Below are 20,918 nucleotides of genomic sequence, written 5' to 3' on the forward strand. Positions count from 1 at the left end.
GAGGATGCCGATGGCTGACGAGACGATCGGCATCGTCGGCGCGGGCATCGTGGGCCTGGCCACCGCCCGTGAGATCGCCCTGCGCCGCCCCGGCACCCGGGTCGTGGTGATGGAGAAGGAACCCGAGGTCGCCGTCCACCAGACCGGCCACAACTCCGGTGTCGTGCACGCCGGCATCTACTACGCGCCGGGCAGTCTCAAGGCCGACCTGTGCGTCCGGGGCGTATCGATCCTGCGCGAGTACTGCCAGGACCGCGGGCTGCCGTACGAGGAGATCGGCAAGCTCGTCGTGGCCGTACGGCCGGACGAGCTGGGCCGGATGGAGAACCTGTACGAGCGGGCCAGGAACAACCACGTGCCCGAACTCCGCAAGATCTCCCGGGAGGAGATCAAGGAGCTGGAGCCGCATGTCGGCGGTATCGCCGCCCTGCACTCCCCGCGCACCGCCATCACCGACTACCCGGCGATCGCCCGCGAGTTCGCCAAGGACATCGAGGCCTCCGGCGGCGAGGTGAAGCTCGGCTTCCCGGTCACCTCGATCACCAATGTGCCGGGCGGAATCGAGGTCGCGTCCGGGCAGGAGCGGGTCCGGGTCGACCGGCTGATCCTCTGCGCGGGGCTGCACTCCGACGCGGTGGCCAAGCTGGCGCAGGACAAGAAGGCACCGAAGATCATCCCGTTCCGGGGCGAGTACATGCTCCTCAGGCCGGACCGGACCCATCTGGTGCGCGGGCTTATCTACCCGGTGCCGGATCCCCGTTACCCCTTCCTCGGCGTGCACTTCACCCCGCGTGTCGACGGCAGCGTCGAGGTCGGTCCGAACGCCGTCCTCGCCCTGGCCAGGGAGGGCTACAAGCTCGGCCGGATCTCCCTCAAGGACCTCGCCGGACTCGCCGCCTATCCCGGCTCCTGGCGGATGGCCGCCCAGCACTGGCGGACCGGCATCAAGGAGTACCGCGGTTCGCTGTCCGCGTCGGCCTTCATGAAGGACGCGAAGCTCTACGTCCCCGGTGTCGGCGTCGCCGACGTCGTACGGGGCGGGGCAGGTGTCCGGGCCCAGGCACTGGATCCCGACGGCACGCTCGTGGACGACTTCCGCATCCATCAGGTGGGCCGGATCACCGCCGTGCGCAACGCGCCCTCGCCGGCCGCCACCGCCTCCATGGCGATCGCCGAACACATCGTCGAGGCCGTGTTCGGCGCCTCGTCCGCAAACTGAGAATGCCCTGCGTACAGCGGTGTTTCGCGCAACTACTGCTTGCACTCCCAGCGCTCGGCAAGGCCCCCTCGCCCGCCTAGCGTTCCTTCCGTAAAGACCTTCGAGAGAAAGAGTTCCGGACATGTTCGTTGTCGACACGCAGATCCACATCTGGAAGGAAGAGAGCCCGGACCGCCCCTGGGTCCCGGGAGCGCGGGAGCGCATCCGTCTCAACGGACACCGTGAGGACCCCTTCTCCTACGAGGAGGCCCTGGAGCTGATGGACGAGGCCGGCGTCAACCGGGCCCTGATCCTGCCGCCGTCCTGGGAGGGCGACCGTATCGACTACGCCCTGGAGGCCTGCGAGGCGCACCCCGACCGCTTCGGGATCATGGCGCGCATCCCGCAGAACAAGCCCGAAGAGGGCAAGGCGATGCTGAAGGACTTCGCGCAGAACCCGCATGTGAAGGGCACCCGCCTCACCTTCCACCGGCCGCAGGACCGCAACTGGATGATCGACGGCACCAACGACTGGTACTGGCCGATCGCCGAGGAGCTGCGCATCCCGACGATGGTCCACGCGCCCATCTGGAAGCGGGAGTTGGGCGAGATCGCCGCCAAGCACCCCGAGCTGAAGATCATCATCGACCACATGGGCATCATGGCCCGCTGTGTCGACGACGCGATCGGCTACTGGGTCTCGGAGACCGCCGACCTGGCCGCCCACCCGAACATCTATGTGAAGGTCTCGGCGCTCCCCGGCTACTCCACGCAGCCCTTCCCGAACAACAACATCCAGAAGTACGTGCGCGAGATGGTCGACAAGATGGGCCCGCAGCGCTGCTTCTACGGCACCGACATCACCCGGCTGCTCGGGCACGGCATCACCTACACCGACACGATCGAGCAGTTCACCAAGCACTGGGACTTCACGCCCGAGGAGCTTGAATGGATCATGGGCCGCGGTATCTCCGAGGTCCTGAACTGGCCGATCGAGGGCTGAGGAAGCGCGAGAGATGACCGACACCACCAACTCCCCGGGCGCCGACGGCGGCGATGCTCTCGTTACCGCCTTCAACGCCGTCGGCGCCGACTACATCTTCTGTTCGTCGGGTTCCGAGTGGGCTCCCGTCTGGGAGTCCCTGGCCCGCCGTCACCGCGACGGACTGCCCTGCCCGCAGTACCTGGACCTGACCCACGAGACCGTCGCCGTCGGCATGGCCACCGGCTACGGACTCATCAGGCGCCGGCCGCAGGGCGTACTCCTGCACGCGGCCCCCGGTCTGCTCCAGGGCTCGATGGCCGTGCACGGGGCGCTGCTCGCGGGCGTCCCGATGGTGGTCAGCTCCTCGGAGTCCACCACGTACGGCGACGGCCCCGGCCAGGACCCGGGCGGCCAGTGGTACCGCAACCTGTCCATCGTCGGCGGCCCGCACCAGATCGCCCAGCCCTTCACCAAGTGGTCCAACGAGGCCGCGAGCGTCCACACCCTTCCTACGATGGTGACGCGGGCGGCGGAACTGGCCTGGCGCGCTCCGGCGGGACCGGCGTACCTCAACGTCCCGCTGGAGATCCTCCTGGAGGAGTGGGACGGGCGTGAGGCCAAGCCGATCGTGGTGCCGGGTTCCACGCACAGCTCGCCCGAAGAGGTCGACCCGGTCGCCCAGTTGATCCGTGAGGCCTCGAATCCGGTCATCGTCACGGAGACGGCGGGGCGCGAGGCGGGCGGCTTCGAGGCGCTCGTCGCCTTCGCCGAGGCGTGGAACATCCCCGTCGTCGAGCCCGACTCGGCGGTCTGCGGCAACTTCCCGCGCACCCACCCGCTGCACGCCGGCAGCGACATCGGCCCGTGGATGGACACGGCGGACCTGATCCTCCTGGTCAACTGCCGCGCCCCCTTCTACCCGCCGTCGCGCCGCCCCTCCAAGGCGACCGTCGTCGTCATCGACGAAGTACCGCAGCGCCCGCACGTCGTCTACCAAGTCCTCTTCGCCGACAAGTACTTGGAAGGCAACGTCGCCAACACCCTGCGCCAGCTGGCCAAGCGGGCGAAGGACCTGGACGAGACGGCAGTGGCGGAACGCAGGGCCGCGCAGGAGGCCCGCTTCGCGGCCGAGCAGGCGGCGATCACCCAGGCCGAGACGAAGGCCGAGGGCGCCGAGGGCATCGACCCGGTGCTCGTCGCCGCCACGCTGCGCAAGCTGCTGGAGGGCCGGGACGGGATCGTCGTCGACGAGACCATCACCCACAGCCGCGTCGTCAAGCGCCATGTCCAGACCGCCGACCCCGACTCGTACTTCTACGTCCAGGGCGGCCTCGGCCAGGGCATCGCGGTCGCGCTCGGCGTCAAACTCGCCGCGAAGGAACGCCCGGTGGTCCTCACCATCGGCGACGGCGCCTTCACCTACAACCCGGTCATCCAGTCGTACGACGCCTCGAACGCCTACGAACTCCCGCTGCTGATCGTGGTGTTCAACAACCGCGTCTACAAGTCGATGAACCTGAACCACCGCAGGTTCTACCCCGAGGGCGCCGCCGCCGACACCGGCGAGTGGCTCGGCACCGACCTGCACCGGCTGCCCCGGCTCGCCGCGTTCGCCGAGCCCTTCGGGATGCACACCGAGACGGTCGACGCGCCCGAGGCGCTCGCGCCCGCGCTGGAGCGTGCGCTCAAGGCCGTGGCGGAGGGCACCACCGCCGTCGTCGACGTACTCGTCACCCGCTGAACCAGGAAGGCACCCGCCACCATGTCCGACACCGCAACGCCCAAGCCGGGCAAGGTACTTGTCGCCGCAGACGACCTGCGCACCTTCTCCGCCGCGCTCCTTGAGAAGGGCGGCCTGAGCGCCGAGCAGGCGCGCACCACCGCCGACGTGTTCGTGTGGGCCGCGCTCCGTGGCGTCGACTCGCACGGCATCGCCCGCGTCCCCGCCTACCTGGAGCTGCTGGCCAAGGGCGTGGCCAACGCCGACGCCGACATCAAGGTCGAGTCCACCGCCCCGGCCGCAGCCGTACTGGACGCCGACCGCGCCCCCGGTCCGGTCGCCCTCAGTGCGGCCGCCGACGAGGCCGTAACTCGGGCCCGGATCAGTGGAGTTGCCGCCGTCGGAGTCCGCCGGACCGTGCACACCGGCGCCATCGGCTACTACGTGTCGAAGATCGCCGAGCAGGGTCTCGTCGGCATCGGCTACGTCTCGGGCATGCCCAACATGGGCTACACCGGTGTCAAGGGCGCGGCCGTGGCGACCAGCCCGCTTGCCATCGCCGTACCGGCAAAGGCGCATGCCCCGCTGCTGCTCGACATGGCGACCGCCACCATCGCCCTGGGCAAGATCCGCCAGGCGAAGGCGAGCGGCACCCCGCTGCCCGAGGGCGCGGCGGCCACGGCCGACGGGACCCCGACCACCGACCCCGAACTGGCCGTCATGCCACTGCCGTTGGGCGGCGCCAAGGGCTCCGGGATGTCCCTCGCCTTCGAGCTGCTGACCAGCGTGCTGGTCGGCGCGCCGATCTTCGCCGCCTTCCACTCGGACGACCCGCAAGGGCGCAAGCACCGCCAGAACGCGCTGCTCATCGCCCTGGACCCGGCGGCCTTCGGAGACCCGGCCGCCTTCACCGAGGCGGTCGACGCGACGCTGGCCACCCTCAAGCAACTGCCGCCCGCGGACGGCGCCGAGGGCGTCTTCTACCCCGGTGAGCGCAGTGCGGCGGTCGCCGAGGGACGCGGTGCGAAGGGCATTCCCGTCGCGCCCAAGGTGTGGCGTGAACTGACCGAGGCCGCAGGGAAGTTCGGCCTCACGCCGCCGGAGCCGGTGCCTTCGGCGTGACCCGGCGGTACTTCGCCGACCGTCCTGGAGAGGGACGGTCGGCGAAGTGCGTTGCTTTTGAGGGTGGCTCAGCTGGTTCCCACTGCCTGCCGTACCTGACGGGCGATCAGCGCGTAGGTCTCCAGCGCCCGTTCGTCGTCCGTGCCGTCGTAGCCGTGGTCGGCTCCGGCGACGTCGACGTGCTCCACCAGGGCGCCCGCCGTGCGCAACCGGTCGGCGTAGCGCACGCCTTCGGCCCTGAGCAGGTCGTACTCCGCCGTGACGACCAGTGCCGGGGCGATGCCCTTGAGGTCCGCGGTGTCCGAGGGGTGGGCGGGCGACACCAGCCGGTCGGCGCGCACCTTGGGATCCGGGACGTACGACGTGTCGAAGACCTCGGCCATCCAGGGGCGCAGCACCGGCTTGGCGACGGCGGCCCGCTTGTCCTTGGCGCTGGTCGCGAGGTCCAGCGGGGGATAGTGCAGCACCTGGAGCGCGATCGAGGGACCGCCCTCCTCCAGCGACTGCCGGGCCACCGCCGCCGCGAGTCCGCCCCCGGCGCTCTGCCCGCCGACGGTGAGCCGGTCGCCGTCCCAGCCCTGTTCGGCGCCGTGCTCCGCGATCCACCGGACCACCTCGAAGGCCTGCCGGGGCGGCGCGGGGAACGGGTGCTGCGGCGCGACGACGTAGTCGACGTTGACCACCACGACACCTGCCTCCGCCGCGAGGAAACGGCACAGCGGGTCGTCGAGTTCGGTGAGCGGCACGACGTAGCCACCGCCGTGGAAGTTCACGTGCACCGGCGGAGGAGGGCCCTCGCCGGCCGGCAGATACACCGTGGCGCGCGCCGGGGCGACCGAGGCCGGGATCGTCAACTCCCGTGTGTTGCGCGGGAATTGCGGGAACCGCTGATGCGAGGCGGCGGCGGAACCGCGCCCGCTCGGGCGGCGGTCGGCCATCAGGGAGAGACACTGCAGGGACTTGGCGGCGAAGGCGGCCACCGTCGGCCGGGCCAGAACAGACATACCGCTCCATTCATGGAGTGCGCGCGACGGGGGAGTGCGGTCCGATCGCCCGGGATCGATCGACAGGATTCCTGGCGATGGTTAGGGCGACGATAACACGGGTGCATTCCGGACGGATGCTGTGATCGGCGCTGTTGAGGGGCGGCCGGGGGTGGGGTGGGTGTGTGAAACCGGTGTCGGGGGCGCCGACCGGGACGGGCACGACGGGGTCGTGGGAGGGCGGCGGCGGTACGGCGGCGCGGCCGCCGCCGCTGCGGCCGGCGGTGGGCGTCGGTTTCACTGGCGGACGGCGCCGCGCCGGGTCTCGATCAGGGTGGCCGCGTGCTCGGGCAGCCAGGCCGTACCGCTGGTGTCGGAGCCGGAGCCGGAGCCGGAGCCGGAGCCGGAGCCGGAGCCGAAGAGGTGGGGCGCGAACTGGGCCTGGAGGTCGGCCGGGTTGGGCCGGCCGGTGGGTGGGGGTGCCCGCCGGTCAGTGGTGTCGCACCGGCCCGTCAAGGTGCTCGTGCTCGCAGCAGGGGCCGTGGTGTAGCGGGACCGCCGGAGCGGTCGCGGCTTGTGCCGTCACGCATGCCGCGTGCTGTGCGGTCTCGATCATCTGCTCGCTGTCGGTCGCCGCATCGGCCAGGCTCCCGCAGCACACCACGAGCAGCGCCGCGCCCGCGACGAACGGCAGAGCCCGGCGCGGGGGAGGAGGCGCCAGCAGCGCCCGTACCCGCTGCGGCACCGCCCCGCCGGTCGCGGCGAGCGCCGGGCGGGAGCGGTTCGCCGAGGTGGCCAGCGCCGCCCGGCCCACGGCACGGGCGACGACCGCACGATCGCCGACCCGCACCGCGGCCTCCTCGTCGGCCCAGCGCTCCAGCACGAAGCCACCGGCCGCGGACAGCGGACGTAGCAGCGGATTCACGGCGGCGGACAGGCGCCAGAGGGTCTGGAAGAGATGGTGCCGGCCGCGCAGGTGGGCCCGCTCGTGCGCGAGCAGTGCCTCGCGCTCGCGGTCGCCCAGGCAGCGCAGCATGCCGCGCGACACCACGATCCGCCCCGGCTTCCCCGGCAGCGCGAAGGCCTCCGGTGTCGCCATGTCGAGGACGGCCAACTCCGTTTCGCCGGGCAGCTGTTGGCACTCACGGCGGGCCCAGCGCAGATGCCGCACCTGACGTGTGGCGGCGACGGCGAGACCCGCGACCGACGAGAGGAGGGCGAGCGCGGCAACTCCGGCGACCGTGAGGTAGACGGGATCGGAGGCGCGTACGGCGGCGACCGACCACTGCCCTTCCTGGGCGACCTCGGGGATCTGCACAAGGCCCGCGAACGCGAGCAGTCCCAGGGAGCCGAGCCAGCCGAGCGACGCCACGAGTGCGGCGGAGGCCAGCGACCAGGCGGCCGTGCGCGGGGCCAGCAGAGGGGCGGCGCGCGGCGCGAACAGCGCGATCACGATGGTGATCAGAAGGGGGACGTAGACACTGATCAGCACCGGCTCACGGTCCTTCGTCGGCGCGGCCGATGTGCTGCGGGCCGTCATGCCCGGAGAGCAGTCGCTGGAGCAACTGCTCGTCCTCCTCGGACAGTTCGGAGACGAAGCGGGTGAGCACCGCCTCGCGGTCGGCGCCGTGCTCCAGCAGGGAACGCATCCGCTCCGCCGTGTGCGTCGCCTCGTCGCGGGCGGGCGCGTACGCGTACCCGCGGCCCGCGCGATGCCGGACGAGCATCCCCTTGTCGTACAGGCGCGAAAGGATCGTCAGCACGGTGGTGTAGGCCAGGTCCCCGGGCAGTCCGTCCCTGACCTGGCGGGCGGTCAGCGGTTCGGTGGCTCCGTAGAGCGCGGCGAGGACACCGCTCTCCAGTTCACCGCGCGCCCGCCTGCCGGACGTCGCGCCGGGTTCGTCGCTCTGCCGATCATGCACTGTTCACCCCACCGCCTTTCACCGCTCGGCGTCCCAGCCTACCCGCCGACCTACTACGGCCTGTAGGAAGTGCGTCAAGGGCTCGAAGCGACCGGTCGGGGTCGGGCAGGCCTTTGCGTTCGCGATCTACTACATGTTGTACGACCTTACCTACTACATGTTGTAGAGTTTCGCCGCTCCACTCCACCTGCGGAGGAAAAAGCCCATGCCCCACCTCGGAAGTACGGTGCATCTGCGCGCCCTCGCGGTCGCCACCCTGCGCCCCCGCCAGACGACCCCGCCCAGCCGTCCGTCGGCGGCCGAGCGGATCGTGATCGTCTCGGCGAGCGTCGGAGCCGGTCACGACGGCGCCGCCGCCGAGCTGGAACGGCGCCTGGTCGCGGCCGGACTCGCGGTCGACCGGCTCGACCTGCTGGACGTGCTGCCCGCCCGGCTCGGCCGGCTCGTCCGGGACGGCTACCACCGCATGCTCGTCCGGACACCCTGGCTCTACCAGCGGATCTACAGCAGCACCGAACGCGCCGGAGGCGGCGGCCCCGTCGCACGCGCCTTGCTGCGCTCCGCCGAGGGAAGGCTGCTGCGCGCCCTGCCCGCCGACACGGGCGCCGTCGTCTCGACCTACCCGGGCGCGAGCCGGGTCCTGGGCAGCCTCCGGCTCGCGGGTCGGCTCACCGTGCCCGTCCTCACCTACCTCACCGACTTCTCCGTGCACCCGCTGTGGGTGGCCGAAGGCGTCGACGTCCACCTCGCACTGCACGCCGTGCCCGCCGCCCAGGCCAGCGCCGCCGGCGCACACGACGTACGGGTGTGCGGCCCGGTCGCCGACCCGCGCTTCCACCCCGTGGACGCGACGGAACGCACCGCGGCCCGCACCCGTTTCGGCCTGCCCGCGAACGCGCCGCTGGCCCTGCTGGTCGCCGGTTCCTGGGGCGTGGGCCCGGTACGGCAGGTCGCCCGCGAACTGCGCGACTGCGGTGCGGCCGTACCGGTCGTGGTCTGCGGCCGCAACGAGGAACTGGCCGCACAGCTCCGCGCGGACGGCATCGAGCACGTCCACGGCTGGGTCGACGACATGCCCGGCCTGATGCACGCCGCCGACGTCCTGGTCCAGAACGCCGGCGGACTGACCTCCCTTGAGGCCTTCGCCGCCGGCCTGCCCGTCGCCAGCTACGGCTGCATACCCGGCCACGGCCTGACCAACGCGTCCGCCCTCGACCAGGCGGGCGTCGCCGCGTGGATCCAGGACCCGGCCCAACTCAAGCACGTACTGGCCGAGTTGATCGACGGTCCGCGCGGGCTGCTGCAACGGGAGGCCGGGCTCGCACTGTTCGCGGGCGGGGAACCGGACCGGGTTGCCGGGAAGGACGCCGCACACCACGAGCAGGCGACGGGCGCCGACCGGGGCCCCGCCGCCGAGACCGTACGGGTCTGCCGCGCCGGCGCCGGCCCCGCCACCCCGATCACCGCCCGCCGGACCAGGCCGGTCCGTCCGACCGCCCTGCGGCTCGCGACCACCACCGCCCTGGCCTGCGCGGTCTGGGCGGGCGCGGTCGGCACGGCGGTCGCCACGACCGACGGCGGCCCGGGCCTGATGCACGCCATAGGCAAGAGCCTCGACTTCGACGACCCGGGCGACGGACACCACGAACTCCACACGGCTCACGAGGCCCATGCGAAGGGAGACCGCTCGTGACAGTCGTACGCCCTCTTTCTACGGCCGCTCGTCTCGCGCCGCCCGACCCCGACCCCGCCACCGCGTCCGCCGCGGGCCCCGCGACGGGACGCCCCGCATGACCGCCGCCCGCCTCCTCCGCACCGCGCTCCCCGCGCTGCCCCTGCTCGCAGCCGCCGCGTACGCCGCCCCCGTCCTGTCCACCTACGGCCCGCTCCGCAACCGCGTCATGCCCCGCCTCTCCGGCCGCGGCCGACCCGACCACGTTGCACTCACCTTCGACGACGGACCGGACCCGCTCTCCACCCCCCTGTTCCTGCGCCTGCTCGACGAGCGCCGGGTCCGCGCCACCTTCTTCCTCCTCGGCAATCAGGCGGTACGCGCCCCCGGCCTGGTCCGCGAGATCGCCGCCGCCGGACACGAGATCGCCGTCCACGGCTGGCTCCACCGCCCCCTCCTGCTGCGCGGCCCGCGTGCCACCCTCGACGACCTGGCCCGCGCCCGCGACACGGTCGGCGAGCTCACCGGCCGCACACCACGGCTCTTCCGCCCGCCCTACGGCGTGATGTCCACCGCCGCCCACCTCGCGGCCCGCCGCCTCGACCTCACGCCGGTGCTGTGGACGGCCTGGGGCGAGGACTGGCGGGCACGCGCCACACCGGAGTCGGTCCACCGCACGGTCACCGCGGACCTGCGCGGTGGCGGCACGATCCTGCTGCACGACTCCGACTGCACCTCGGCCCCCGGCTCCTGGCGCGCCACCCTCGGCGCGGTGCCCCGCATCCTCGACACCTGCGCGATCCGCGGGCTGTCCGTGGGGCCGCTGCGGGAGCATGCTGTGGATCTGCTCTGAAGTTGACAATATTGTTGGCGCTCCCGGTCGGCGGAATTTACGTTCGCAAGTACCTGGACCAGGGAGCCCCCCATGCTTTCGAACGCCATGAACCGCCGGACCTTCCTCAACGGGACGCTGACCGCCGCCGCGACGGCCGCCCTCGTCGGCACCGCGACCGGCGCCGACGCGGCGGACCGCGACAGCTCCGCGACCCCGCTGACGGGCCCGCTCCGGATCGACGCCGGCCGGGTGTCCGGCGTGGCGTCCCTGGTCTCCGGCGTCACCGTGTTCAAGGGCCTGCCCTACGCCGCGACCACGGCCGGCGCCAACCGCTGGCGCCCGCCGCAGCGGGCCGACTCCTGGACGGGCGTACGCGTCGCGGACACCTTCGGGGACATCTGCCCGCAGCAGGTGACGGGTTCGGCCTCCGTCACGATGAGCGAGGACTGCCTCAACCTCAACGTCTGGACCGGAGCCGCGAGTTCACGCGAGAAGCGCCCGGTCCTGGTCTGGATCTACGGCGGCCGGTTCACCGGCGGCTACGCCTCCGACCCCGGCTTCGACGGCGCCGGACTCGCCGCCAAGGGTCTGGTCGTGGTGACCCTCAACTACCGCACCGGCGCGTTCGGTTTCCTCGCCACCCCCGAACTCGGCGCCGAGTCCGGCCACCACGCCTCCGGCAACTACGGTCTCCTGGACCAGATTTCGGCCCTGCGCTGGGTACGGCGCAACATCACCGCGTTCGGCGGCGACCCGAACCGGGTGACGATCGCAGGCCAGTCGGCGGGCGGCGCCTCCGTGATGCACCTCATCTACTCCCCGCTCGCCAAGGGCCTGTTCCAGGGCGCGATCTCCGAGAGCGGCGGCGCCCGCGCCACCGGCGACCCCGAGATCGCCGCGCTGGCAGCGTCGTACCGCACTCTGGAGACGGCCGAGAGCCAGGGCACCGCGTACGCCGCCGCACTCGGCGCCACCTCGCTCGACGCTCTCCGCGCTCTGGCGAGCGACAAGTTGATGGCGGGTCAGAACGCCAACGACACCACGGTCAGCGGGCCGGTGAACGGCAACCCGCCGGAGTTCCGCCCGGTCCTCGACGGCTGGGTCAAGCCGTGGACGTACGAACAGGCCCTGGCGGGCGGCCACTTGAACGACGTACCGGTACTGGCCGGCGGCAACAAGGACGAGAACGGCGCCTCCCCGAGCCCGACCGTGAAGCTCGCCGACTATCTGGCCACCGTCGAGAAGGAATACGGCACTCTCGCCGACGAGTTCCTGGCGCTCTACCCCGCCACCACCGACACGGAGGCGGGCCAGGCCCGCAACGCCTCCGCCCGCGAGGGCTCGCGCGTCTCCGCGAACCTGTGGGCGGCCGAGTGGGCGAAGACGGCCAAGAGTCCGGTGTTCACGTACTACTGGGAGCATGTCCCGCCGACGGCGACCGGTCCCAACTCCCGTGGCGCGTACCACGGTTCGGAGATCAACTATGTCTTCGACAACCTCTACGCCACCAACCTGCCCTGGACCGACGCGGACCGTGCGGTCGCCGACACCCTGTCCGACTACGTGGTGAACTTCGTGACCCACGGAGACCCGAACGGCCATGGCCTCACCCACTGGCCCGCGGCGAACCACCGTCTCCCGATCACGATGGAACTCGGCGACCGGTTCGGCGCGCTCGCACTGGCGGACGCGCCCAAGGCGGACTTCTTCGGGCGATTCTTCGCGAGCCAGAAGCGCTGGTGACGTCGGTGCCGATGGCGGTCTACGGGTGACGTACTCTCTCCGCCGTATACGGGGTAAACGCACGCCGTAACTTACTTGAGTTACGCAACAATATGGTAAAGTGGGTCTCATGTCCACACCACCGGTCCCTACCGCCCCCGCCTCTCCGGAGGTGACCGAGATCGAGCGAGCTCTCACTCGGATCACCTACCTGAGTACGCGCGCCCGTCAGCACGACCGGCTCATGGCCCTCGCCGGTGTGCCGCTGGACCGTGCGGCGGTGGCGCTGCTGCGGCAGGTCGCGGACTCCGAGCCGCTGCGCCCCGGGGAACTGGCGAACCGCCTCGGCGTCGAGGCCTCGCATGTGACCCGCACGGTCCAGCAGCTGCAGAAGTCCGGCTACGTCACCCGCGTGCCCGACCCCGACGACCGCCGCGCCCAGCGGATCGAGCTGACCGAGGCCGGCGAGAAGGCCGTCGCCAGCGTCCGGGACGCCGGTGCGCGCGGAATGCAGATGGCCCTCTCCGAGTGGTCGACGGACGAACTCCAGCAACTGGCAACGCTGTTCCACCGCATGGTCGACGACTTCCTGAACTACGCGATCGACGAGGAGAGCGAGCCGGAGGCAGCCGCACCGGCGACCACCGCCTGAGCATGGTCAGCACTGGGCGGGGATCGCACCCGCCTCAGCCGAGGTCGGCGACGATCTGCGGCAGGTCGGCCGTGGTGCGGATTCCGGGGGTCGCCGCGCAGACGAAGGGGACGGCGTTGACCGCGCGGTTCGCGGTGTAGGAGGGGGACATCGCGGCCATCCGGTCGAGGGGCACGGGGAAGCGCAGGTCGATGTCGAGCGGCGCGTCTCCCTCGACCGAGACGTGCCAGCCCGTGGCACGCAGGTCCCAGGCGGGATCGAGGTCGGTGGTGCAGTACCAGTTGGCGCGGAACCGCAGCAGGGGGCGGCCTTCGCGCAGACCGGAGACCGTGATCCGCTGCGCGGCCACCGTCCCTTCCGCCAGGGTGCCCGCCGCGATCGTGGTCGAGCGCCGGGCGAGCGCGACCTCACCGGTCGCCTCCACCGAATCGAGCGGTGTCCCCAGCGCCTCGGCCAGCAGGCGCAGCGACGGGCCGAAGCTGTCGCGCAGCCCGGTCAGCCGCTGTTCGCCGAATGCGGCAGGGGGCTGCCCGAAGCCCATCACCTCGAACAGCAGCCCGGGGGAGTCCCGTTGGGAGAGATCCGCGAACTCGTCGATCGTCAGCGCGTCGAGCCGCCGCTGGATCGAGGTGAGGACGATCGGCAGGGCCTCCGTGATGAACCCCGGGCTGCTGCCCGTGCTGTGGACGGAGGTCCCGCCCTCCGCGCACGCGTCCTCGATCCGCTTCCGCACGACCGGGTCGAGGCTGGGCGCGTGATGGAACTCGCCGCGCGTCGACACGACGTTCACACCTGACGAGAGCAGCGTGCACACCTCGTCGAAGTCGCAGGCGCGCGGGGTGTAGAGGACGCAGTCGGCGTCGAGCGCCAGGATCTCGTCGATGTCGTGCGTGGCGAGAATCCCGGTCGTGCCGAACTCTCCGCCGCTCAACTCAGCCGCGTCCAGGCCCGACTTGGCCGGCGTGTGGACATACACGCCGGCCAGGGTCAGCTTCGGATGCTCCAGTACGGCACGCATCGTGCGGGCACCGATGTTCCCCGTGGCCCACTGCACGACCCGGTAGCGCTGTACTCCATGCCGTAGCGGCTCGGTCATCGCCCACCTCCCGATCGGTGGGCGAGAACCGTACTCTCCGCTTCGGAGAGCGTCAATTACGCGTCAACTATGCATGGAGGATCGTCAGTTGCGCACCGGAACGCCCGAGAGGCCGCCGAGGCAGAACTGCCAGACCTCCTCGGCGCTGACCGCCGCGGCATGGCTGCCGGCCGGAACGCCGTTGCCCTGTGCGACGAACATGACCGTCTGCATCAGGATCGAGGCCTGACGGCGAGGCTTCCCGGCGGGGATGGCGCCGGCGTCCTCGGCCTGTTCCACCAACTCGGTGAACACCGTGAGCAGGGGGAGATGAGCGGTCGCCACCTGCGAGGGGTGCTTCACGAGGAGTTGCAGCGCGAAGTCGCTGAACAGCGGGCGCTCCACACCGGGGTTGGAGAGCGACTGCTCGAAGAGCATCTCCACCGCGAGCCGCAGCGCCTGGAGCGGATCCGACTCGGAGCCGGCGGTCTCACGGATCTCGGCGGCCGACTTGGACAACGCGTCCTCGAACAGAGCGAGCAGCAGCTCGTGTTTGCCGTCGAAGTGCTGGTAGAAGCTGCGCAGTGACTGTTTGGAGCGGTCCACGACCTCCTGGACGGTGAAGTCCGTCGTCCGCTTCTCCGCGATCAGTTCCTGCGCCGCGTCCAGGAAGCGCTGCACACGTTGTTCGGCGCGGAGCTTGGCGGCACGGGTGGAACGCTCAACGGCGCGCTGGCGCCAGGCTGGTTGTTCTTCGGGGACAGCTGTCACATGAAGAACGATACTCCACTTCAGCGGTAACACTCCGGCTTCCCCTACCGAAGACCGCACTGCAAGTTCCGAGACTCTTACTTGCGTGAGATGAGAATGATATTCTCACCGACATTCGTCCGGGTTGGCAGGAGGTTCGTCTGACATGGCATGGGACTTTTCCACCGAGCCGGAGTTCGAGGAGAAGCTGGAGTGGATCAGGCGGTTCCGCGCCGAGCGCGTGGAGCCCCTGGACCTGCTGTATCCGGACCGGGCCTACCACCCGCTCGACGACGAACTCGGCCCTGTCGTCAGGACGTTGAAGCAACAGGTCCGCGACGAGGGCCTGTGGGCACCGCACTTGGGCCCGGAGCTCGGCGGGCGCGGCTTCGGCCAGGTCAAGCTGGCGCTGATCAACGAGATCCTGGGCCAGTCGAGTTGGGCCCCCGTCATCTTCGGCACCGCCGCCCCCGACACCGGGAACGCCGAGATCATCGCCCGCTACGGCACCGACGAACAGAAGGAGCGCTACCTCCAGCCGCTGCTGGAGGGCGAGTGCTTCTCCTGCTTCTCCATGACCGAACCCCAGGCCGGCGCCGACCCCACGATGTTCACCACCCGCGCGGAGCGCGACGGCGACGACTGGGTCATCACCGGCCGCAAGTTCTTCTCCTCCAACGCCCGCACCTCGAAGTTCGTCATCGTCATGGCCGTGACGAACCCCGACGTCAGCCCCTACAAGGGCATGTCGATGTTCCTCGTGCCCAGCGACACCCCCGGCGTCCGCATCGAGCGCCACCTCGGCATCATGGGCGAGGCCACCGACGAGGGCATGCATGCACTCATCGCCTACGACGGCGTCCGCGTCCCCGCGGACGCGTTGCTCGGCGGCGAGGGCCAGGCCTTCGCGATCGCCCAGACCCGGCTCGGCGGTGGCCGTGTCCACCACGCGATGCGGGTCGTCGGCCAGAGCCAGAAGGCGCTGGACATGATGGCCGAGCGGGCCCTGTCCCGCGAGACCCAGGGCAGTCTGCTGGCCGACAAGCAACTCGTACGGGCCGACATCGCCGACTCCTACGCCCAACTCGCCCAGTTCCGGCTGTTCGTGCTCCACACCGCCTGGCAGATCGACCGCTACCAGGACTACAAGCGGGTCCGGAAGGACATCGCCGCCATCAAGTTCCTCACACCCAAGGTGCTGCACGACATCGTCTACCGCTCGATGCATCTGCACGGTGCCCTCGGTGTGTCGAACGAGATGCCGTTCTCGGACATGTGGAACGGCGCCGCCGTCATGGCCGTCGTCGACGGCCCCACCGAGGTCCACAAGATCACTGTCGCCCGTGACGTCCTGCGCGGCTACGAAGCCGCCCCCGGCCTGTGGCCCACCCAGCACCTGCCCACCCGCCGCGAATGGGCCCGGAAGCAGTTGGAGGACCTGCTGTGACGCTCGCCAACACGGAATCCCTCGCCCACTGGCTGGACGACCAGGGCATCGCCCCCGGCGAACCCGTCGAGACGTCGTACATCTCCGGGGGCACCTCCAACGACATCTACGGCATCCGGCGCGGCGAGCAGAGCATGGTGCTGCGCAAGCCGCCGGAGAAGGTTCCGCCGGGGCGCAACGAGACCATGCTCCGCGAATACCGCGTTCTCAAGGCGCTCAACGGCACGGACGTCCCGCACCCCGAGGCGATCGCGGTGTGCGACGACACGAGCGTGCTCGGCTCCTGCTTCTACCTCATGGCGCACGTCGACGGCTGGTCCCCGATGAACTCCGGCGGCTGGCCCGAGCCGTTCCTCAGCGACCTGTCGCTTCGCCCCGGCCTCGCGTACCAACTCGTCGAGGGCATCGCCAAGTTGGGCAATGTCGACTGGCGCGCCCAGGGACTCGAGGGCTTCGGCCGCCCGGACGGCTTCCACGACAGACAGGTCGACCGCTGGCTGGCCCACCTCGCCAAGTTCAAGTTCCGCGAGATCCCCGGCTTGGAGAAGGCCGCCGCCTGGCTGCGGGAACACCGTCCCGCCCACTGGACACCGGGCATCATCCACGGCGACTACCAGTTCGCCAACGTCATGTTCCGGCACGGCGCGCCCGCCGAACTCGCGGCCCTGGTCGACTTCGAAATGGCCACCGTGGGCGACCCGTTGCTCGACCTCGGCTGGGTGATCATGGGCTGGCCGGACGCCGACGAGGACCGCACCCAGAAGGGCTACGTCGACTACACCGGCATGCCCGACCGCACCGACGTGCTGGAGCACTACGCCAAGGTCAGCGGGCGGGACGTCGGCGAGATCGACTACTACGTCATCCTCGCCCGGTTCAAGATGGCCGTAGTGCTGGAGGGCGGCTACGCCCGGCATGTGAGGGGCGAGGGCGGCAACCCCAAGATGGCCCACTACGGCGACGTCGTCCTCCAGATGGCCGCCCAGGCGGCCGAGCTCGCCGCCACGACCCGGCTATGAGAGCGGCCCGCTGCAACGCCGTCGGCGGCCCGGTCGTCGTTGAGGACATTCCCGAACCACCCTTCGCTGAAGGGGAGTTGGCGTGGCCGGACGGCGGCATCCCCGTCGACGTGCACTACGCCGCCGTCAACTTCGCCGACGTCCTCGTGATCGACGGCGCCTACCAGGTGAAGGCGGAGCCGCCCTTCACCCCGGGCAGCGAGTTCGCCGGCGTGGTCGCCGCCTCGGCGTACGGATTCGAGAAGGGCGAGCGGGTCTTCGGCTCGATGTTCGTCGGCGCCTTCGCCGAACGCGTCACCGCCCGCCCCGCCGGCCTGAGCCGCATCCCGGAGGGCATCCCCACCGAGCGAGCCGCGGCCTTCGGGGTCAGCCACGCCACCGCCTTCGACGCGCTCCGCCTGGTCGCCGACGTACAGCACGGCGAGCGGGTGGCCGTCCTCGGCGCGGCCGGCGGGGTGGGCCTCGCCACCGTCGAACTCGCCGCACTGCTCGGCGCGGAGGTCGTCGCCGTCGCCTCGACGGCGGAGAAGCGGGCGGTGTGCGCCGAGCAGGGCGCGCACGTCGCCTTGCCCTACGACGATCTGAAGCGGAGCCTGCGGGACGCGGGCGGCGCCGATGTCGTGATCGACCCGGTCGGCGGGCCGTACGCGGAGGAGGCGTTGCGGGCGATGCGCTGGGGCGGACGGTTCGTGAGCGTGGGGTTCGCGAGCGGGGAGATCCCGCGCATCCCGCTCAACCTCCCGATGCTCAAGGGCGTCAGCGTCCACGGCTTCGACCTCGGCGGCTGGGCGCGGCACCGGCGGGACGACCTGGTCGCCGCCCGCACCGAACTCCACGGACTGTTCGCCGCCGGACGGATCCGGCCCCGCGTCCACGCCGTCTATCCGCTCGCCGAAGTCGCCGCGGCCCTCAGCCTGGGGCGCCGCGCCATCGGCAAGGTCCTTCTGGAGGTCGCGCATGGAGTTTGAGTTCGACGACGAGCAGCGGCTGCTCCAGCGAGTGGTCCGCGAAACGGTCACCAGGACGCGCTCGCTGCCCGAGGACCAACTCTGGGACACCTACTTGGAGTTGGGCTGGCTCGAAGCCCCTCCGGTGGAACTCGCCATCGTGCTGGAGGAGTTGGGCTACGCCGCCGACCCGACGCCCTTCCTCGCCACCGCCACCTGGTTCGCACCGCTGGCCGGACGGCTGCCGCGCGGCTCGGGCACCGGTGTCTTCGACGGGGAGGGCCGGTTCGTCCTCGACGCCGACCGCGCGGACGAGATCGCCCTGCTCACCTCCGAGGGCGTGGTCGTACGGGACGGAAAGGACCTGGCGGCCGAGCGGCTGTCCGTGTTCGACCCGACCCTGCACGTCGCCCGGGTGGACGCACCGGACCTGGTCGCCGGTGTACCGGACCTGGCCCTGATGGGCCTCGCGGTCAGCACCGTCGGCAGTTGCCGGCGCATCCTCGACCTGGTCGTCGCCCATGTGAAGGAACGACACCAATTCGGCGTGCCCATCGGCTCGTTCCAGGCCGTCAAGCACAAGGCCGCCGACATGTACGTCGCCATCGAACGAGCGAAGGTGCTGGCCTACTTCTCCGCGCTCACCATCGCCGAGGACGACCCGCGCCGCGGCCGGGCCGTCGCGATGGCCAAGGCCGCCGCCGGGGACTGCCAACGGGTGTGTTTCCGCAATGGGTTCCAGCTCTTCGGCGCCATGGGCTACACGTGGGAGAACGAGCTGCAGATCCATCTCAAGCGGGCCAAGGCCGGGGACCTGCTCCTCGGCACGGCGTCCGAGCACAGGAAGGCGCTGCTGGTATGAGGCTGGCCCCCGACCCCGAGGTCGAGAAGTTCCGCGCCGATTTCAGCGCCTTCCTCGACACCCACCTGCCCACCCCCGAAGAGGCCACCGTCCGCTCCAAGTCCAGCGCGGACATTCCCGATTGGGCCCGGCGCTGGCAGCGCACCCTCTTCGACGAGGGCTGGCTGCTGCCCGCCCAGCCGCCCGAGTACGGCGGACGCAACGCCACCCTGCCCCAAGTCGTCGCCCACCTGGAGGAGTTGTCCAGACGGCGGATCTACCACAGCTTCAACCCGCAGGGTCTGAACATCATCGCGGCCTCGCTGCTCACCTTCGGGACGGAGCAGCAGAAACGCGACTGGGCCATACCGTTGCTGCGCGCCGAGATCACCGCCTCGCTCGGCATGAGCGAGCCCGGAGCCGGCTCCGACCTGGCGGGGCTGCGCACCCGTGCGGTCCTCGACGGCGACCATTTCGTCGTCAACGGGCAGAAGGTGTGGACCTCCGGCGCGCACGATGCCGACGTCCTGCTCACCTTCGTCCGCACCGACCCCGACGCCCCCAAGCACAAGGGCATCAGCGTCCTACTGATCCCCACCGCCTCCGAAGGCCTGGTCCGGCGGCCGTTCGGATCGATCGCCGCACCCGACGACCTCGACTTCAACGAGGTGTTCTTCACCGACGTCCGCGTCCCCAAGGAGAACCTCGTCGGCCCCCTCAACGAGGGCTGGCGGGTGGCCAACGGCTCGCTCGGCCACGAACGGACCCTGCTCTGGGTGCACTACGCCGAGCGCATGGACGGCCTGATCCAGGACTCGCCCTGTGACGAGGAGTGGTACGCGACGCTCCAAATGGACGTCCAGGCACTGCGGTTGCTCGGCTATCGGCTGCTCGGGGCCGACCGGAACCCGGTGGAGATCTCGGTGCTCAAGCTGCTCGGCTCCGAGGCCGCGCAGAGCGCCGAACTGCACGCCCTCGAACACCACGGGACCGAGGCGCTGCTGCATCCGGTGCAGACCGGGCCGTACACCCATATGAACATCGAGGCGTTCACCGCCAGTTGGTTCGAGCGGTACGCGCGCAGCTTCGGCGGGACGATCGCCGGCGGCACCTCCGAGATCCAGCGCAACATCATTGCCGAGCGCATCCTCGGCCTGCCCCGATAGAGCCGACGGAAGACGGGACCCATGACAGACACAGCGGCAGACGCAGCGGACACGGACGAGGTCCTCTACGAGGTCGACAGCAAGGTCGCGGTCATCACCCTGAACCGGCCCGAGGTCGCCAACGCCCAGAACGCGGTGCTCCTCGACGCGCTGGACGCCGCCTGGAGCCGGGCCGCCGCCGACGAGGAGGTGAAGGTGATTCTCCTGCGGGGCAACGGGAAACACTTCTCCTCCGGCCACGACCTCAAGGACCGCTGGCCGGCCCCGAGCGAGATCACCCTGGAGTGGATCTACGCCGCCGAGTCCCGCCGCTACCTGGAATACACGCTGCGCTGGCGCAACGTCCCCAAGCCGTCGATCGCCGCGGTCCAGGGCAAGTGCATCGCCGGCGGACTGATGCTGTGCTGGCCCTGCGATCTGATCGTGGCCGCCGAGAACGCCGAATTCTCCGACCCCGTCGTGCACATGGGCATCGGGGGAGTCGAATACCACGGTCACACCTGGGAGTTGGGCCCGCGCAAGGCGAAGGAGATCCTCTTCACCGGACGGGCCGTCACCGCCGAGGAGGCGGAGAAGGTCGGCATGGTGAACAAGGTCGTCCCCCTCGACCAACTGGACATCGAAGCAATGGAGTTGGCCCGGCAGATCGCCCGCATGCCGTCCTTCGGCCTCCGCCAGGCCAAGCGCGCCGTCAACCAGAGCCTCGACGTCCAGGGCTTCTACGCGGCCATCCAGTCCGTGTTCGACATCCACGAGACGGGACACGGAAACGCGTTGAGCGTCTCCGGGTATCCCATTCTCACGAAGCTCGACGGCATGAAGGAACGCCTCAAGGAGCAGTAGGCGATGGCCCGACCGCGCA

19 protein-coding genes and 1 pseudogene are annotated in these 20,918 nt (G+C 70.6%); 14 read left to right on the forward strand and 6 right to left on the reverse strand.

The window, feature by feature from the left end; all coding sequences use genetic code 11:
- Positions 1 to 10: 10 nt before the first annotated feature.
- The 4 genes from lhgD to SSP08S_RS22775 all read left to right on the forward strand — a co-directional run bounded on the left by lhgD (position 11) and on the right by SSP08S_RS22775 (position 5,025).
- Positions 11 to 1,219, forward strand: coding sequence for an L-2-hydroxyglutarate dehydrogenase (lhgD, locus tag SSP08S_RS22760; RefSeq protein WP_019069942.1), 1,209 nt, complete (start codon positions 11 to 13; stop codon positions 1,217 to 1,219).
- A 121-nt stretch (positions 1,220 to 1,340) separates the two neighbouring features.
- The gene (locus SSP08S_RS22765; RefSeq protein WP_019069943.1) at positions 1,341 to 2,201 is read left to right on the forward strand and encodes an amidohydrolase family protein; all 861 of its coding nucleotides are present in this window, start codon (positions 1,341 to 1,343) and stop codon (positions 2,199 to 2,201) included.
- A gap of 13 nt (positions 2,202 to 2,214) precedes the next feature.
- Positions 2,215 to 3,924, forward strand: a complete 1,710-nt coding sequence (locus SSP08S_RS22770) for a thiamine pyrophosphate-dependent enzyme (RefSeq protein WP_019069944.1) — start codon at positions 2,215 to 2,217, stop codon at positions 3,922 to 3,924.
- A gap of 21 nt (positions 3,925 to 3,945) precedes the next feature.
- A complete protein-coding gene (locus SSP08S_RS22775; RefSeq protein ID WP_019069945.1) occupies positions 3,946 to 5,025 on the forward strand; it encodes an Ldh family oxidoreductase in 1,080 nt (359 codons plus the stop codon).
- A gap of 68 nt (positions 5,026 to 5,093) precedes the next feature.
- Here the strand turns inward: SSP08S_RS22775 and SSP08S_RS22780 are convergent, their stop codons facing one another.
- The 4 genes and pseudogenes from SSP08S_RS22780 to SSP08S_RS22795 all read right to left on the reverse strand — a co-directional run bounded on the left by SSP08S_RS22780 (position 5,094) and on the right by SSP08S_RS22795 (position 7,930).
- Positions 5,094 to 6,029, reverse strand: coding sequence for an alpha/beta hydrolase fold domain-containing protein (locus SSP08S_RS22780; RefSeq protein WP_019069946.1), 936 nt, complete (start codon positions 6,027 to 6,029; stop codon positions 5,094 to 5,096).
- A gap of 169 nt (positions 6,030 to 6,198) precedes the next feature.
- Positions 6,199 to 6,479: pseudogene (locus SSP08S_RS63005) on the reverse strand (hypothetical protein); the annotation flags it as partial.
- A 19-nt stretch (positions 6,480 to 6,498) separates the two neighbouring features.
- Positions 6,499 to 7,548, reverse strand: coding sequence for a M56 family metallopeptidase (locus SSP08S_RS22790; RefSeq protein ID WP_019069948.1), 1,050 nt, complete (start codon positions 7,546 to 7,548; stop codon positions 6,499 to 6,501).
- Positions 7,505 to 7,930: a BlaI/MecI/CopY family transcriptional regulator gene (locus SSP08S_RS22795; protein ID WP_019069949.1), complete on the reverse strand. Its 426-nt coding sequence runs from the start codon at positions 7,928 to 7,930 to the stop codon at positions 7,505 to 7,507. Before SSP08S_RS22795 ends, SSP08S_RS22790 begins: the two co-directional genes overlap by 44 nt.
- Before the next feature lie 205 nt (positions 7,931 to 8,135).
- Here SSP08S_RS22795 and SSP08S_RS22800 point away from each other — a divergent pair, with 205 nt between their 5' ends.
- The 4 genes from SSP08S_RS22800 (at position 8,136) to SSP08S_RS22815 (ending at position 12,811) form a co-directional block, all read left to right on the forward strand.
- Positions 8,136 to 9,623: a glycosyltransferase gene (locus tag SSP08S_RS22800; RefSeq protein ID WP_019069950.1), complete on the forward strand. Its 1,488-nt coding sequence runs from the start codon at positions 8,136 to 8,138 to the stop codon at positions 9,621 to 9,623.
- A gap of 97 nt (positions 9,624 to 9,720) precedes the next feature.
- Complete coding sequence (locus tag SSP08S_RS22805; protein ID WP_019069951.1) at positions 9,721 to 10,455, forward strand: polysaccharide deacetylase family protein; 735 nt, start codon at positions 9,721 to 9,723, stop codon at positions 10,453 to 10,455.
- Positions 10,456 to 10,527: 72 nt separating this feature from the next.
- Positions 10,528 to 12,180 (forward strand): carboxylesterase/lipase family protein, encoded by a 1,653-nt coding sequence (locus SSP08S_RS22810; RefSeq protein ID WP_019069952.1) that lies wholly within the window; start codon positions 10,528 to 10,530, stop codon positions 12,178 to 12,180.
- 109 nt (positions 12,181 to 12,289) lie between these two features.
- Complete coding sequence (locus SSP08S_RS22815) at positions 12,290 to 12,811, forward strand: MarR family winged helix-turn-helix transcriptional regulator (RefSeq protein ID WP_026178741.1); 522 nt, start codon at positions 12,290 to 12,292, stop codon at positions 12,809 to 12,811.
- A 34-nt stretch (positions 12,812 to 12,845) separates the two neighbouring features.
- Here SSP08S_RS22815 and SSP08S_RS22820 read toward each other — a convergent pair whose 3' ends face one another.
- Together SSP08S_RS22820 and SSP08S_RS22825 are read right to left on the reverse strand one after the other, a co-directional pair.
- Positions 12,846 to 13,907 (reverse strand): NAD(P)H-dependent amine dehydrogenase family protein, encoded by a 1,062-nt coding sequence (locus SSP08S_RS22820; protein WP_019069954.1) that lies wholly within the window; start codon positions 13,905 to 13,907, stop codon positions 12,846 to 12,848.
- An 84-nt stretch (positions 13,908 to 13,991) separates the two neighbouring features.
- The gene (locus tag SSP08S_RS22825) at positions 13,992 to 14,657 is read right to left on the reverse strand and encodes a TetR/AcrR family transcriptional regulator (protein ID WP_043259619.1); all 666 of its coding nucleotides are present in this window, start codon (positions 14,655 to 14,657) and stop codon (positions 13,992 to 13,994) included.
- Positions 14,658 to 14,802: 145 nt separating this feature from the next.
- Between SSP08S_RS22825 and SSP08S_RS22830 the strand changes: the two genes are divergently transcribed.
- Genes SSP08S_RS22830 through SSP08S_RS22855 form a run of 6 tightly spaced genes read left to right on the forward strand, consistent with a single transcriptional unit; the run spans position 14,803 to position 20,899 of the window.
- Positions 14,803 to 16,083 (forward strand): acyl-CoA dehydrogenase family protein, encoded by a 1,281-nt coding sequence (locus SSP08S_RS22830; protein WP_019069956.1) that lies wholly within the window; start codon positions 14,803 to 14,805, stop codon positions 16,081 to 16,083.
- Positions 16,080 to 17,102: a phosphotransferase family protein gene (locus SSP08S_RS22835; RefSeq protein ID WP_019069957.1), complete on the forward strand. Its 1,023-nt coding sequence runs from the start codon at positions 16,080 to 16,082 to the stop codon at positions 17,100 to 17,102. Before SSP08S_RS22830 ends, SSP08S_RS22835 begins: the two co-directional genes overlap by 4 nt.
- On the forward strand, positions 17,099 to 18,070 hold the full coding sequence (locus SSP08S_RS22840; RefSeq protein WP_019069958.1) for an NADPH:quinone oxidoreductase family protein: 972 nt from the start codon (positions 17,099 to 17,101) through the stop codon (positions 18,068 to 18,070). The genes SSP08S_RS22835 and SSP08S_RS22840 overlap by 4 nt, the downstream gene beginning before the upstream one ends.
- Positions 18,060 to 18,911, forward strand: a complete 852-nt coding sequence (locus tag SSP08S_RS22845; protein WP_019069959.1) for an acyl-CoA dehydrogenase family protein — start codon at positions 18,060 to 18,062, stop codon at positions 18,909 to 18,911. Before SSP08S_RS22840 ends, SSP08S_RS22845 begins: the two co-directional genes overlap by 11 nt.
- The gene (locus SSP08S_RS22850; protein WP_019069960.1) at positions 18,908 to 20,056 is read left to right on the forward strand and encodes an acyl-CoA dehydrogenase family protein; all 1,149 of its coding nucleotides are present in this window, start codon (positions 18,908 to 18,910) and stop codon (positions 20,054 to 20,056) included. Before SSP08S_RS22845 ends, SSP08S_RS22850 begins: the two co-directional genes overlap by 4 nt.
- Positions 20,057 to 20,077: 21 nt before the next feature.
- Complete coding sequence (locus SSP08S_RS22855) at positions 20,078 to 20,899, forward strand: enoyl-CoA hydratase (protein WP_019069961.1); 822 nt, start codon at positions 20,078 to 20,080, stop codon at positions 20,897 to 20,899.
- Positions 20,900 to 20,918 lie beyond the last annotated feature (19 nt).

The organism is Streptomyces hokutonensis (assembly GCF_000376565.1).
GTDB lineage: Bacteria > Actinomycetota > Actinomycetes > Streptomycetales > Streptomycetaceae > Streptomyces > Streptomyces hokutonensis.

Coding starts and splice junctions, on each gene's coding strand:
- SSP08S_RS22830 (WP_019069956.1), top strand. CDS start 14,803: ATGGCATGGGACTTTTCCACCGAGCCGGAGTTCGAGGAGAAGCTGGAG.
- SSP08S_RS22780 (WP_019069946.1), bottom strand. CDS start 6,029: ATGTCTGTTCTGGCCCGGCCGACGGTGGCCGCCTTCGCCGCCAAGTCC.
- lhgD (WP_019069942.1), top strand. CDS start 11: ATGGCTGACGAGACGATCGGCATCGTCGGCGCGGGCATCGTGGGCCTG.
- SSP08S_RS22820 (WP_019069954.1), bottom strand. CDS start 13,907: ATGACCGAGCCGCTACGGCATGGAGTACAGCGCTACCGGGTCGTGCAG.
- SSP08S_RS22845 (WP_019069959.1), top strand. CDS start 18,060: ATGGAGTTTGAGTTCGACGACGAGCAGCGGCTGCTCCAGCGAGTGGTC.
- SSP08S_RS22790 (WP_019069948.1), bottom strand. CDS start 7,548: ATGACGGCCCGCAGCACATCGGCCGCGCCGACGAAGGACCGTGAGCCG.
- SSP08S_RS22850 (WP_019069960.1), top strand. CDS start 18,908: ATGAGGCTGGCCCCCGACCCCGAGGTCGAGAAGTTCCGCGCCGATTTC.
- SSP08S_RS22775 (WP_019069945.1), top strand. CDS start 3,946: ATGTCCGACACCGCAACGCCCAAGCCGGGCAAGGTACTTGTCGCCGCA.
- SSP08S_RS22765 (WP_019069943.1), top strand. CDS start 1,341: ATGTTCGTTGTCGACACGCAGATCCACATCTGGAAGGAAGAGAGCCCG.
- SSP08S_RS22800 (WP_019069950.1), top strand. CDS start 8,136: ATGCCCCACCTCGGAAGTACGGTGCATCTGCGCGCCCTCGCGGTCGCC.
- SSP08S_RS22815 (WP_026178741.1), top strand. CDS start 12,290: ATGTCCACACCACCGGTCCCTACCGCCCCCGCCTCTCCGGAGGTGACC.
- SSP08S_RS22840 (WP_019069958.1), top strand. CDS start 17,099: ATGAGAGCGGCCCGCTGCAACGCCGTCGGCGGCCCGGTCGTCGTTGAG.
- SSP08S_RS22810 (WP_019069952.1), top strand. CDS start 10,528: ATGCTTTCGAACGCCATGAACCGCCGGACCTTCCTCAACGGGACGCTG.
- SSP08S_RS22770 (WP_019069944.1), top strand. CDS start 2,215: ATGACCGACACCACCAACTCCCCGGGCGCCGACGGCGGCGATGCTCTC.
- SSP08S_RS22855 (WP_019069961.1), top strand. CDS start 20,078: ATGACAGACACAGCGGCAGACGCAGCGGACACGGACGAGGTCCTCTAC.
- SSP08S_RS22805 (WP_019069951.1), top strand. CDS start 9,721: ATGACCGCCGCCCGCCTCCTCCGCACCGCGCTCCCCGCGCTGCCCCTG.